At 39.0% G+C, this 14,731-nt stretch carries 10 protein-coding genes; 9 read left to right on the top strand and 1 reads right to left on the bottom strand.

The features are described from left to right. Position 1: 1 nt before the first annotated feature. The 9 genes from EZ449_RS12915 (at position 2) to EZ449_RS23075 (ending at position 14,426) form a co-directional block, all read left to right on the top strand. On the top strand, positions 2-2,956 hold the full coding sequence (locus EZ449_RS12915) for a SusC/RagA family TonB-linked outer membrane protein (protein WP_131559393.1): 2,955 nt from the start codon (positions 2-4) through the stop codon (positions 2,954-2,956). A gap of 8 nt (positions 2,957-2,964) precedes the next feature. Further along, positions 2,965-4,449: a RagB/SusD family nutrient uptake outer membrane protein gene (locus tag EZ449_RS12910; RefSeq protein WP_131559391.1), complete on the top strand. Its 1,485-nt coding sequence runs from the start codon at positions 2,965-2,967 to the stop codon at positions 4,447-4,449. A gap of 10 nt (positions 4,450-4,459) precedes the next feature. Further along, positions 4,460-5,536, top strand: a complete 1,077-nt coding sequence (locus EZ449_RS12905; protein WP_131559389.1) for a SusE domain-containing protein — start codon at positions 4,460-4,462, stop codon at positions 5,534-5,536. A gap of 43 nt (positions 5,537-5,579) precedes the next feature. After that, positions 5,580-6,962 (top strand): alpha-amylase family glycosyl hydrolase, encoded by a 1,383-nt coding sequence (locus EZ449_RS12900; RefSeq protein ID WP_131559387.1) that lies wholly within the window; start codon positions 5,580-5,582, stop codon positions 6,960-6,962. 129 nt (positions 6,963-7,091) lie between these two features. After that, positions 7,092-9,128 carry a glycoside hydrolase family 97 protein gene (locus EZ449_RS12895; protein WP_131559385.1) on the top strand — a complete coding sequence of 679 codons (2,037 nt, stop codon included), beginning with the start codon at positions 7,092-7,094 and terminating at the stop codon, positions 9,126-9,128. Between the two features lie 864 nt (positions 9,129-9,992). After that, positions 9,993-10,178, top strand: coding sequence for a hypothetical protein (locus EZ449_RS12890; protein WP_131559383.1), 186 nt, complete (start codon positions 9,993-9,995; stop codon positions 10,176-10,178). A 5-nt stretch (positions 10,179-10,183) separates the two neighbouring features. Continuing rightward, positions 10,184-12,208, top strand: a complete 2,025-nt coding sequence (locus EZ449_RS12885) for an alpha-amylase family protein (RefSeq protein ID WP_131559381.1) — start codon at positions 10,184-10,186, stop codon at positions 12,206-12,208. Between the two features lie 14 nt (positions 12,209-12,222). Continuing rightward, positions 12,223-14,160 carry an alpha-galactosidase gene (locus EZ449_RS12880; RefSeq protein ID WP_225872310.1) on the top strand — a complete coding sequence of 646 codons (1,938 nt, stop codon included), beginning with the start codon at positions 12,223-12,225 and terminating at the stop codon, positions 14,158-14,160. Next, entirely contained in the window at positions 14,157-14,426 is a 270-nt protein-coding gene (locus EZ449_RS23075; protein ID WP_262711133.1) for a GH36 C-terminal domain-containing protein, read from the top strand. The genes EZ449_RS12880 and EZ449_RS23075 overlap by 4 nt, the downstream gene beginning before the upstream one ends. 28 nt (positions 14,427-14,454) lie before the next feature. Here the strand turns inward: EZ449_RS23075 and EZ449_RS12875 are convergent, their stop codons facing one another. Further along, entirely contained in the window at positions 14,455-14,652 is a 198-nt protein-coding gene (locus EZ449_RS12875; RefSeq protein WP_131559592.1) for a helix-turn-helix domain-containing protein, read from the bottom strand. Between the last annotated feature and the right edge of the window lie 79 nt (positions 14,653-14,731).

The following is a 14,731-nucleotide window of genomic DNA, read 5'->3' as shown; positions in this document are numbered from 1 at the left end:
TATGAAGCAAGCGTACTTATACAAGTATGGTCTGGCCATTCTGGCACTCCTTTTTTCAATCAATGTTTTTGCACAAAGCAATACTTTCAAAGGTAAGATCGTAGATGAGCGAAATCTTCCTCTTCCTGGCGTAAGCATAAAGGTTAAGGAAACCAATCAGGGAATTACCACTGGCAATGATGGTAACTTTCAATTTACCTCAGCTGGCAAAGGCCCACTAACCTTAACGATTAGTTATGTAGGCTATGATCCGATTGAGAAAACAATACTAGCTGATTTAGCAATCACTGTTGCGTTAGTTCCTAACGCAAAATCACTTTCTGAAGTGGTAGTTGTTGGATATGGAACGGTTAAAAAATCTGATTTAACGGGTGCGGTTTCCACAATTAGCAGCAAGGATTTGAACCCAGGTTCCATTACAAACCCATTGCAACAACTTACAGGTAAAGCTGCTGGCGTTAACATTAGCCAAACGGGAAGTGAGCCAGGAACTTCACCAAGTGTTCGTATCCGTGGTATCACTTCCTTAATTGGTGGAAACGATCCATTGGTGGTAATCGATGGCGTTCAAGGAAATATGGATCTTTTAACCCAGGTTCCGCCAAGTGAAATCGAATCAGTAGATGTTTTGAAAGACGCCTCTGCAACAGCAATTTACGGTTCTAGAGGTGCTCCAGGTGTAATTATCATCACCACTAAGAAAAATAGGGCAGGCAAATCTAGCGTAGAATATACGGCCAACGCTTCTGTAGATGTTCTTCCAAAGGGAATAAAATTGCTCGATGCCGATCAATGGTGGCAACAAGCACAACTTTACAGTGTTCCAGCATCTGCAAACCATGGCTCAAGCACAGATTGGTATAACTTGCTTACACAAACTGGAGTTACTCAAAACCACACCATTGCTTTTGGTGGTGGGGCAAACAGTTTCAATTACAGGGCCTCGCTTTCGGCTATTCTACAAACTGGCTCGGTTATCAAATCAAACTACAAAAACTATATCGGTAGAATTCAAGCAACACAAAAGGCTTTTGATGATAAATTAACCTTAACCATGAACCTGAATAACGGGATTAATAACACTAATTATAGTCCGACGGGAGTGGGTAGAGAAAGCTTTCGTTCCAATTTAATTTCGAATACGTACGTAACTCGCCCAACAGATCCTGTTTACAATACCGATGGTAGTTATTACTCAGATCCAAATGTTTTTCAATATGTTAATCCTTATGCAGTTGCCAATACGGTTGTAAATGAAAACCACATTAACAGTTTGTTCGGAAGTCTTCGTGCAGATCTGCAATTATACAAAGGCTTAAGTTTGGGCTGGTTTGGGAGTTGGAGAAAGGTTGATGGAAATTCTGGATATTATCTTCCTGCAAGTTCAACGGTATCTTCGGCTATTGATAATCAGGGTATTGCAAACATCAATAACTATCATAATGATGAGAAATTGATGGATATCAGTTTAAACTACAAAGTCAATTTTGGTGACCACAACCTTGATGCTGTTGCCGTTTACGAAACGCAGGGACAAACTTACAATGGTAATTTTGCACAAGCGAAAGGTTTCATTAATGATATTGCAACTTATAACGCACTTCAATTGGGCGATCTTTCTAAAGTGACTCCTGGTGATATGTCATCTTATAAAAATGATAGAAATCTTGTTTCTTTCTTAGGGCGTGTAAACTATTCTTATAAAAATCGCTACCTCATTACGGCAAGTTATAGGAGAGATGGTTCTTCAGTATTTGGCGTAAATCACAAATGGGGTGATTTTCCATCAGCGTCCATAGCTTGGAAAATAGATGAGGAATCTTTCATGAAAGATCAGAAAATCTTTACCTCACTTAAGTTACGTGGTGGTTTTGGGATCACCGGAAACCAACAAGGGCTATCTCCGCAAGGATCGTTGCAATTGGTTGGCTATTCTGGGGTAACTTATTTTGGTGGTGCACCAATAACCAATTTTGTAGTAAGCCAAAATGCAAATCCTGATTTACGCTGGGAAACTAGGAAACAGACCAATATTGGTTTGGATTTCGGATTGTTGGGCGGCCGCATCAGTGGAACTATTGATGCCTTTACGGCAACTACTGATAATCTTTTATTTGGCTATACGGTACCTCAGCCACCTTTTCCTTACCCAAATATTACGGCTAACGTAGGCAGTTTGGAAAACAAGGGTTTGGAGCTAACTTTAAGTTACGATGTGATCAAAACTGAAAATACGGTTTTAACGTTAGCGGGTAATGGTTCGTTATTGAAAAATAAGGTGTTGAGCCTAAGCGGTAGCATTGCAGGTGTTCCATTAAATACAAACTACGTTTCGTGGGGCATTAATTCATACTTAATTGAGGGTATGCCAATCGGAACATTTAATATTTTGCAACATAAAGGTAAGGATGCCGCTAATGCAGAAACCGTTGTAGATCAAAATGGCGATGGTATTATCGATCAAGGAAATCAAAGTCCTGATCGCGTAATTGCAGGTTCGGCTATTCCAAAATATACTTACGCTTTTACCCCAAGTTTCAGGTATAAAAACTTCGATGCCTCCATGGTTTGGAGAGGATCAGGTGGCAATAAAATTTATAACACCTTGCGCCCAAGCCTAAGTTATTTTGAGAGTTTAGGAAAATCGAACGTATTGGAAAGTGCCATTCCCCTTGGTTTGTACACTTCGCAATATAGCTCAGATTTATGGCTGGAGAATGGCGCATACTTAAGATGGGAAAACCTTTCATTCGGCTACACAGTGAAAACGGAGAAAATCAAATATGTAAGTTCTTTAAGGTTATCGCTTACTGGATCGAACCTTTTATTGATTACGAAATATACAGGAATAGATCCAGAATTAAATGTAAGTGGCGGAAGTGGATCTGGCTCTGATGGCGGAATTTATCCAAGAACAAGGACATTTTCTTTGGGTTTAAATGTGGTTTTTAAATAGAAATTAAGATGAAAAAGATATTATTAAGCTTAATCGTTATCACATTGGCAACACAGGGTTGCAAAAAGATTAATGAAAGTGTTTACGACAAATATTCGGCTACAGAATTTTATGGCTCTTCGAAAGGAGCAGATGTAGCATTGGCGAATGTATATTCGCAGGTTTCAGGAAATTGGGGCACAGGTTATGCTGGCGCAGATAACTGTTGGTACGATTTGAATACCATGTCGTCTGATGAACAGGTAATTCCTCACCGAAATACTGGAGATTGGCAGTTGGATTTTGCCCAGCTTTATCAACGCCAATGGTTGCCAAGTTCAGGCATCATTAACAACACTTGGAACTGGCTATACAAATCCATTTATACTGCAAATTTAGCGGTAGATCAATTGCAACAATCAAATGCGGAGGCATCGAAAATTGCCGAGGCAAAAGTGTTAAGGGCTTTCTTTTATTATCTTTTGATAGATGATTTTGGATCAGTTCCATTTTACACCGATAACAACATCACGGTTGATAAAATTCCGCAGGCCAGTAGGGCAACGGTTTACAATTTCGTTGTTAAGGAACTTACCGAAAACGTTGATAAACTTGTACAAACCAAGGGTGGTACGTATTACGGTAGATTTAACAAGTGGGCCGGATATGCATTATTATCAAAAGTTTACCTTAATGCTGAGGTTTATACTGGCACGCCGAAATGGGCTGAATGTTTGGCTGCATGCGCTGTTGTGGGGCAAGGTGGTTTTACACTTCACCCGGGAGGCGCAAATGCTGCAAGTCCGCTAGGTTACCAATATTATGAATTGTTTGGAGATAAACTTCCAGAAGATGAAACCATTCTTTCGATCTATGCAACAGCTGATATCGTTTCCAGAAATATTTATGCCTTGCGTAGCGTTAACGGACCGAATGGGGTTGCTTTATTCGGTTTTAGTGGATGGAATGGTACAATAGTTCCGAGGCCCTATTACGATCGTTACGACAATAATGATATTCGGAAAAAACAATTCTTAGTTGGCGCACAGCCAGGCGGCGTTACTTACACGCTTGATGTAACCTCGCTAGATAATCCTGGTGCGGGCCCAAATGAGGGCATTAGGGGCGTGAAATTTTTTCCGGTTCCGCCACAGAATGGAAGTGGAGAATCAAATGATTTCCCCATTTACCGTTATGCCGATATTTTATTGATGCAGGCAGAATGTAATGTGAGGTTAAACAATGCAGCATTGGCTAAACCATTTATCGATCAAGTTAGGCAACGTGCTGGTTTAGGTGCGTTGGCAGCAAACCCAACCTTGGAAGATGTGTATAACGAACGTGGTTTCGAGCTAAATTGGGAAGGACACCGCAGACAGGATATGATCAGGTTCAACAAGTTTTTGCTGGCACATGATTTCGCTCCAGCAGTGCCGGCGTTTAGGTTATTGTTCCCAATTCCAACCAGTGCGCTTAATGCAAATACAGGTTTAAAACAAAATCCAGGCTATTAAATCTACAACGATGAAAAAATCTATATATCTATTTATAATTCTTTGTGCAGGGCTTTTTCAATCCTGTAAAAAAGAAAGGGAATTAACGGTACTAAAATCAGTATCATTTAGTTCCTCACTAACCGCAAACAAATCAGCTGTGATATTGTCTTCGGCTACCGATACCTCATCTGTAGTTACGTTTTCGTGGCCGGCGGTAAGTTTTCCCATTAAGGCATCTGTAACTTATACACTCGAAGTGGATGTTCCTGCCGATACCGTTGGTGCGGCTGCATGGAGCAAGGCTACCAGTGTGGCGGTGGGTAATGATGTGTTAAGCAAATCGTACAAGGGGAAAGACCTTAACGATTTGGCTTTATCCATGGGAATTGCAAGTGGTGCAACGGGCAATCTTGTATTTCGTGTTAAAGCCTACCAAGATCGTGCAACTTATAGCAAGGCTGTTTCTCTAAGTGTAAAAACGTATCAGGCGCAAGCAGTTTATCCGTTATTGTACATTCCAGGCGATTACCAAGGCTGGTCGCCATCTACAGCGCCAACTGCTGCTGCATTGCTGCCAAAAATTTATGAGGCCTATATTTATATCCCGGCAGGAGGAACCAATTATTTTAAAATGACCTCAGCAAAAGATTGGGATCACATTAATTATGGCGATGGAGGCGCAGGAAAAATTTCAGTAGATGGTAATGCCGCAGGATTAATCGCACCAGCATCGGGTTACATTCAGGTTTCGGTAAACCTCAACACCAACACTTGGTCAGCAACCAAAACAACTTGGTCTATTTTAGGCGATGCCTCACCGGGAGGATGGAGCACCGATACGCAACTTGTTTATAATACGGCAACACAGGTTTGGACAGTTACCGCAGATATGGTTTCAACTGGATCATTTAAATTTCGAGCAAATAATGCTTGGACAATTGATTTTGGCGTAGATGCCAATGGGAAATTAGCTTATGCAGATAGCCCCGTTTTTGGCTATAATGGCACGGTGAACAACATTACCGTACCATCGAGTGGAAACTACACCATTACTTTAGATCTTCATGATCCATCGAACTATAATTATAAGCTAAAGAAAAATTAATATTTCCCCTATAGCTTGCCATAGGGGTTTAAAATAAGCCAAAATGAAATATAATAAAAAGCATATCATGCTGAAGACTTTCTTGTTCTTAAGCATATCCCTTTTTACCTTTTGCAAAAAGGATGGGGCAGAGGTGGTTTCCGATTCCTCGTACCCACAATACGGTACACCATTCGCTGCCGTTCCAGCGACTACCGATGCGGTAATTTATCAGGTAAATTTAAGGGCTTTTAGTCAGGATGCTAACTTTAAAGGCGTTACTGCGAAAATGGATTCCATCAAGGCATTGGGTATAAATGTTGTATACCTTATGCCAATTTATCCAGTAGGTATTTTAAAATCTGCAGGTGGGTTAGGTTCTCCATACGCCGTTAAGGATTATAAAGCGGTGAATACCGAATTTGGTAATCTTGAGGATTTGAGAGCATTGGTTAACGCAGCACATGAGCGAAATATGGCCGTTATGTTTGATTGGGTGGCCAGTCACACTTCTTGGGATAATGCTTGGATGAGCAACAAAAGCTGGTATAAACAAGATGCAAACGGTAATATTATTCCGCCAACAGGAACAAATTGGACCGATGTAGCAGCGTTGAATTATAACAACCAAGATATGAGGTTGGCCATGATTGATGCGATGAAGTATTGGGTTTTTACAGCAAATATTGACGGTTTCCGTTGTGATGCTGCCGATTTTGTTCCACTCGATTTCTGGAAACAAGCCATTGATGCGCTAAAGGGAATTACTACACATAAACTACTTATGCTTGCCGAAGGAACCAGAAATGACCACTTTAAAGCAGGTTTTCAAATGGTTTACGGTTTTGGTTATTATTCAACTTTGGAAAATAAGATTTTTGGAAATGCAAACTCAGCAACCCTGTTGCAGGATTTGAATACTAGCGAATATGCACCTGCATTGTCCGGATCGCAAGTGGTGAGGTACATTACTAATCACGATGTTTATTTAACAGGTGGAAGTCCAGTGAGTGTTTACGGCGGAAAAACTGGATCAATGTCGGCATTTTTGATTACCTCATTTATGAAAGGGGTTCCAATGATTTACAATGGACAAGAAGTTGGTTGCACTAGAGGTATTGATTTCTTCTACCGTACACCAATTGATTGGACAACCAATCCTGATATGAAAGCAGAGTATAAGAAAATAATCAACTTTAGAAAAGGTAGTGATGCAGTTAAAAACGGCGATTTGGCGGTTTACAGTAGCGATGATGTTGCTGCTTTTACCAAATCTTCGGCTACACAGAAAGTATTTGTAATTGCAAGCGTTCGCGGTAACGCAACAACTTATGCTATTCCTACTGTTTTGCAAGGTGCTTGGAAAAATGGATTTACGGGTGCTGCGGTAACTTTAACCAGCCAACTTTTCCTTCAACCATATCAGCACATGGTGCTCACCAAATAAAAGGATTCAAAATTATTTAGCCTAACCCCATTATACAAATTCAATGATATCCTTTAAACGAATCCTTTTTCCAACTGTTGCCTTTTACTTGCTTTCAATAAGCGCTTTTTCGCAACAGTCCTCTAAAATATCAATAAGCATGAAATATGTTGGATTGAATTTACACTCAATTCAAATGGTACACCGCAATATTCGGTTTATTATGGTAAAGATAAAGCTGTTCTTTCTTCCTCAATGGGATTTAAATTGGATCAAAACATTTCTCTTACCGAAAATTTTAAGGTTACCAAAATAGATTCTACATCAGTTGATGAAACTTGGAAACCAGTTTGGGGAGAGGTATCACAAATTAGAAACCATTACAAGCAGTTGACCGTTCATTTGGCGCAACAAGGTGAAAAATCTATTCTATTGGATATTATTTTTAAGGTATTTGAGGATGGAGTAGGGTTTCGTTACGAATTTCCATCTCAGCCGAATTTGAAATCTTTTATTGTAAGGGATGAAGTGACTGAATTTAATATGGCGGGCGACCATAAGGCGTTCTGGATTCCGGCAGATTTCGATTCCAATGAATATAAATATACAACCTCGCCGTTAAGTCAGGTTGATGCACGAAAATGGGGATTAATCTCCAGCGGAAAAATTGAGGTAAATATTCCTGATCAATATGCGGTTCAAACGCCGTTAATGCTGAAAGCTGCTAATGGATTATACATTAACATTCATGAGGCTGCTTTGGTAGATTATTCATCAATGCAGATGCATGTAGATAGAACAAATTTCAAACTTACTTCTAGCTTGGTGCCCGATGCCCGTGGAAATAAGGCCTACATGCGTGCGCCCTTTAAAACACCATGGCGTACCATTATTGTAAGCAATAAGGCCACAGATATTCTTTCCTCAAAAATAATTCTTAACCTAAACGAACCTGCCAAAATCGAGAATACATCTTGGATAAAACCGATGAAATTTATGGGCGTTTGGTGGGAAATGCAGGTCGGCAAAACCAGTTGGAACTATACCGATCAAATGGATAGTTTGTATCTAAAAGGAAAATATATCCCAAACGGACGACATGCGGCCAACACTGCAAATGTTAAGCATTATATTGATTTTGCATCAAAAAACGGTATTGAAAGTTTACTTGTAGAAGGTTGGAATAAGGTCTGGGAAGAGTGGACAGATGATAAGGAAGATAAATTTGATTTCGTAACGCCGTACCCAGATTTTGATGTAAAAGAAATCTCAACCTATGCAAAAGAAAAGGGTGTAAAAATGATTATGCACAATGAAACTGGTGGTGGTGCAACAAGTTACGAAAGGCAGATGGATACTGCTTTCCGCTTTATGAATAAGTATGGTTATGGATCATTAAAAACTGGTTATGTTTCAGGCATTATTCCGCATGGTGAGCATCATGACGGCCTGTGGATGGTTAATCATTACATCCGATCAATTAAAAAGGCTGCAGATTACCACGTGATGATTGACATTCATGAACCCACTCGCCCAACAGGCTTGCAGCGTACCTATCCAAACTTTATGGCCTCTGAAGCTGGTAGAGGCAACGAATGGAACTTTTTTGCAGATGGAAATCCACCAGAGCATGAAACTATATTGCCATTTACACGCTTAATTGGTGGTCCGATGGATTATACACCAGGAATATTTAAGTTGAGGAATTATGCGCCCGGCGTTCCAGATAGGCAAATGCATTCTACATTGGCTAAGCAATTGGCGCTTTATGTTACCATGTATAGTCCACTTCAAATGGCTGCTGATATTCCTGAAAATTATGCAGCCCACATGGATGCTTTCAAGTTTATTCAAGATGTAGCTGTAGATTGGGATGATACGAAAATTGTTGAGGCAGAGCCTGGCGAATTTCTTACCATCGCCAGAAAGGCGAAAGGGAAAGTGGATTGGTTTATTGGTGCAATTACCGGAACAAATAGTAGAGAATCAGTTATAAGCCTTGATTTTCTTGATAAAAACCGTACTTATATGGCAACAATTTACGAAGACGGGAAAGATGCTAACTGGAAAACCAATCCAGAATCTTATCAGATTAAAAAAATAAAGGTCACCCATAAAAGTGTGCTTAAATTATTGCTCGCTCCAGGTGGGGGAGCTGCGGTTTCAATTAAGCCTATTAATAAATAGAGGTTTGTTGGATAGGTAATAGGCATAATTTTTATGCTTAAAAAACTTAGATTGCGATCTAAACAACTCAAATAATTACAAAGGGGCCGAAAAAATTTTATCTGATGAAAAAAAACAGGCCTTTGCTTCTTTCTTAGTAGTTATCCAAGCTTCAATAAGCAGAAATAGACAAAGTATGAAGTAAGTTTCTTTTTGCCAAATAACAAGCGTTATCATTTTTTTAGTATGGAGATTAATATCATCATCTAAAACTTAAAAAATGATATCCACCAACAAAGCAACTTAAAGTAGCAACATAAAACCTGAAACAACAATAGTATTGAACACAAATTCTCAAATTGATAAAGCATTTTCTGATGACTATAATTCATTCAATGCTGAAAAATGTGCTGACGATTGCTAAAAATGATTGGAGAGTGGACAATTAGAAAGTGGGTCTGTTTGGGAATTATAATTTCTCCAGGTTATCTGAATCTGCCAAACTAGCCAATGAAGTTATAAGGTGGTTCGAGAATTGGCCTCTTACCGACCCTAAGTTTTGAAAGCAGTTCTGCAAAGAGCTGCTTTTTTGTTTTCGTGCGCCAAGCATGGCAATCGACTATAGGATTCAATTCCCGAACACGATTTGCAGTAGGAAGTGTTAGCCAGAGACATGGGTGTGGTGTGTAACTCCTAGCCTGAAATAAGTTTGCGCAAATATGGAACTTTGGGAAACAGAGCCCCAAAACCGTCACATTTCACATCTATAGGGCTGGTATCCAGCGCCATTAGTCTTCTCAATAAAAACATTGCAGCTTGCTGATGCTACAAAAGAAATTTTAGAGGTGAGGAGCGATGATGGCTTAAGCTTGTCAATCGCTGCTATTGACCCCGAATGAATGGAAAGCTTTCGTTAAAATTGCCGATGTTAGGGCACTTGGCAACCTTACCCTCGATTTTGAGTGGAAAGACGGAAAAGTAACTACATACAAAGTTTATAGCCTGTTGCCAACCAAATTAAAAATCAGGATTAATGGTAAAATGATTAATATTACGAGTCAAAAATCTTAATGAAAATGAAATTTTTATCATTGTTCAGCAGCAGTTTTATGATCACATTTCTGTGGTTACTCAGTGTTACTTGTCTGGCGCAAAAAATTCCCTATGGAAAAAATTCATTTGTCAATTATAAAACAGATCAAGGTACTTTTGATGTTTTTGTGAACGGAAAGCAGGTTTTAAGAGATGGTTACTCTGAGGTTTTGGTTAACAAGAATAAAGTAACTTCTAAGGATTATGTTACAAGAACAACTTCCAGAAGTAGTTTTAGAAATGCAATTGGCAAAGGTCTGCTGTATAAGTTTAAAACTATAGATAAGTCTGGATTTGGTATGGTACAATCAATCTTTGCTTACACAGACCAAGATTTTTTTGTGATTGATGTTACGGTTTTTGGTACAGATCTAAGTAGCAATCAAATGTTTCCATTAAAGGGTGAATTAATAGGAGTGAATGATTTTTCAACTCAAACTAGCCTATTCGTTCCTTTTGATAACGATACTTTCATTAGCTATCAAGCCAATTTATTAACCTTAAAAAAAGAAAATGTTAGTGCTGAGATCACCTCTGTTTATGATAACGGAAGCCGAAAGGGCTATGTTGTAGGCACCTTAAATCATAATGAATGGAAAACAGGGCTAAAGACTCGAATGTTGAATCAGTCTAACTTGCAATTGGCAACCGAATGTGGTTACACCAATTATGATATTACCCGAGATAAGATTGAGCATGGTTATTTAAAAGGAAACTCCATTTCATCCTCAAAAATCCTATTTGGTTATTTTGACGACTGGCGTAACGGAATGGAAATTTATGCGAAGACTGTTAGGGCAGTTGAGAAACCTATAGTTGCCAATTGGAATGGCCCAACGCCAGTTGGATGGAACAGTTGGGGTGTAATACAAGAGAAGCTTTCTTATGAAAAGGCAACCCAAGTTGTTGATTTTTTTGCCACCAACCTGAAAAGCTTTCGCATAGGGAATATTGCATACATCGACCTAGATTCTTATTGGGATAATATGCTTAAAGGCAATGATTATACGATGTTGAAAAAGTTTGCCGATTATTGTAAAAGCAAAGGGTTAAAACCTGGCATTTATTGGGCACCCTTTACCGATTGGGGCTTTCATGGTGGGCCGCAAAGAAAAGCTCCAGGCAGTGATTATACCTTTGGAGAGATGTGGACGAAAATTAATGATGGTTTCCACGATTTTGATGGCGCCAGGGCTTTGGATCCTACCCATCCTGGTACACAAAAAAGAATAAATTCCGTAATTTCGCATTTAAAGGAAAGCGGTTTCGAAATGATCAAGATTGATTTCCTAGGGCACGCAGCTGTAGAGTCTACCCAATTTTATGATCCAAAAATTACCACTGGAATGCAGTCTTATCGCATAGGAATGGAATATTTGTTAAAGTGTTTAGATAATAAAATGCTTGTTTATGCAGCCATTTCTCCAAGTATGGCATCTGGAAAATATGTGCAAGTAAGAAGAATAGCTTGTGATGCCTTTAAAAGCATTAAGGATACCAAATATACCCTAAATAGCGTAACCAATGGCTGGTGGCAAACCTATCTTTATAATTATATTGATGGAGACCATGTTGTTCTTGCCGATGAAAGCGAAGCAGCAAATGTATCCAGAACCCTATCTGCAATAGTAACAGGAACATTAATTGTTGGTGATGATTTTTCGGTTGATGGGCAGTGGAAAGCAAGAGCCGAAAAACTATTTCAAAATGAGGATCTGCTAAACATTATTATTGATGGGAAAGCTTTTAGGCCTGTAGATGGAGATATGGGAAAAGGCGCCTCGAACCAATATATAAAAGACCTAGGGAAAATAAAATATGTTGCGCTGTTTAATTTTGAGAATAGCCATGCAACCGCAAAAATTGATTATTCCAGACTTGGGATTGATGAAAGTTCCATCATTTCAATCGAAGATTTAGTTGATCATCAGATCGTGAATCCTGAAAATTATCACCAGAAAGAACTAGGAGCGGCACAGGCAACTATGCTGAAAATTAACATAAAATAGTAAATATTACTAGCATGAAAAATAACTACATCCATAAATTTAAACGCCAATTTTTAGTATTAGGTCTACTGGGAATGTGCCAGTTTGGCTTTTCGCAGGAAATTATTTCCATAGAAACGGCAAATAATGCCATGGTGCTAGAGGCTGTGGTTGGCAAGGACATCAACACCATTTACTTCGGCCAAAAGTTACATTCAGCTATCGAATATGCACAGGTTAACTCCACATATAGGCAAACAAGTGATTACACAGGGCAACTCAATTCTGCTTATACACCTTCAGGCTCCCGCAATTTGGTAGAGCCCGCCATAAGCGTTACGCATGCCGATGGGAATAAGGGGCTTAACTTAAGTTTTATTCGATATCAGGTGGAGAACATTAACGCGAATGTGCGTTTAACAACAATTGAATTAAAGGATCCTATCTATAACTTTAACGTTAAGTTGTATTATAAAAGTTTTTTTAAAGAAGATGTAATTGAACAATGGACGGAAATAAGCCACAATGAAAAGGGTTCGATTACCTTAGAGAAATTTGCATCCGCAAACTTATATTTAAAGGCACAAAGTTATTACTTGAGGCAATATCATGGCGATTGGGCCAAGGAAATGCAACCTGAGGAAAGTCGCATTACACATGGCATAAAAACTTTAGACAGCAAGTTGGGTACACGGGCGAACTTATTCCAGCCATCTGTTTTTATGGTATCGCTTAATGCTCCAGCAACCGAAACCCATGGAGATGTGCTTTATGGTGCAATGGAATGGAGCGGTAATTTTCGTGTCGACCTAGAACTGGATTACCAGGATAACCTGCGGATTATCGCCGGAATAAACAATTATGCTTCTAACTTTAAACTTAAACCAAATGAGCGTTTCGTTACGCCTAAGTTTTTATACACATTTTCCAATAAAGGCAAAGGCGATGCAAGTCGTAAGTTGCAAAGTTGGGCAAGAGATTATCAGCTTCTGGATGGAAAAGGAGATCGTTTAACCTTATTGAATAATTGGGAAGCTACTTATTTTGATTTCAATGAACAAAAATTAGCCGTTCTACTAAAGAATACGAAAGCACTGGGCGTAGACATGTTCTTATTGGATGATGGTTGGTTCGCTAATAAATATCCACGTAATGATGATCACGCAGGTTTGGGCGATTGGCAAGAAAATAAACAGAAATTGCCCAATGGTATAAGTTCCTTAGTTAGCGAAGCTGATAAGAATAATGTGAAATTTGGTATTTGGATAGAGCCTGAGATGATAAATCCTAAAAGTGAACTATATGAAAAACATCCGGATTGGGTTGTAAAGCAACCCAAAAGAAACGAATACTATTTCCGTAACCAACTGGTTCTGGATTTGTCTAATCCAAAAGTTCAGGATTTTGTATTTGGTGTGGTTGATGGTCTCTTTACCAAAAACCCATCTTTAGCCTACATTAAGTGGGATTGTAATGCGGTGATCTACAATGCCTACTCTTCACACTTGAAAGATCAGGCATCGTTTTATATTGAATATGTTCAAGGATTGTATAAGGTGCTGGAGAGGATAAGGGCCAAATACCCTAAAGTGCCTATGATGCTTTGCTCAGGTGGTGGCGGTAGGGTAGATTATGCCGCCCTAAAATATTTCACTGAATTTTGGCCAAGTGATAATACCGATCCAATGGAGCGGATTTTCATCCAATGGGAATACTCTTACTTTTATCCGGCTATTGCCAGCTCCAACCATGTTACCGATTGGGGAAAGCAGCCCATAAAATTTCGAACTGATGTGGCGATGATGGGAAAATTGGGCTTTGATATCGTGGTTAGTAAATTGCCAGAAAACGACCTTAAATTTTGCCAGCAGGCGATTAGAAATTACAATGATTTAAAACAAACCATTTGGCAAGGAGAACAGTACCGTTTGGCAATCCAACAGAAGGTAGTGTCGCATCCATGTTATATGTGAGTCAAAATCAGTCCTCAGCAGTCAGCTTTAATTATTTGGTTAATAACCGTTATAATGAAGGGAGCAAATTGCCGGTAAGGATGCAGGGATTAAACAGTGAAAAAAAATATCGTTTAACTGAAATCAATCTTTATCCAGGTACAGAATCAACCATTAAGCCAAATACAATCTACAGTGGCGATTTCTTGATGAAAGTTGGCTTCAATCCGAATTTAAAATCTGAAAGGACCAGTGTGGTAATTAAAATTGAGGAAGTTAAACCTTAGGGAAGTTTTTTAAAAGGTTTTGGTTCAGTTATTTAACCTTTAGAATATAGCCTTGGTCATATACATTTTCAATGCTAACCATTGCCGAGGCTTTGAACAGTCGCCTTAATCTCGAGATAAAAATCGCAAGGCTTTTTCCGTTAAAATAATCATCACTGCCCCAAAGGGCCAAAAAGAGGTCTCGCTTTTTTACCACCTGATCGATATTTCCAGATAGGTGCCAAATTTAGAAAAGTTATTGATCAATGAAAAAACTAAAGCACTTTTACTCTTATTTTATTGTTATCGTTTTATTAGTATCCATA

Origin of the sequence: Pedobacter frigidisoli (assembly GCF_004331675.1) — a bacterium.
Lineage (GTDB): Bacteria > Bacteroidota > Bacteroidia > Sphingobacteriales > Sphingobacteriaceae > Pedobacter > Pedobacter frigidisoli.
This window is presented reverse-complemented; position numbering and strand designations above follow the sequence as displayed.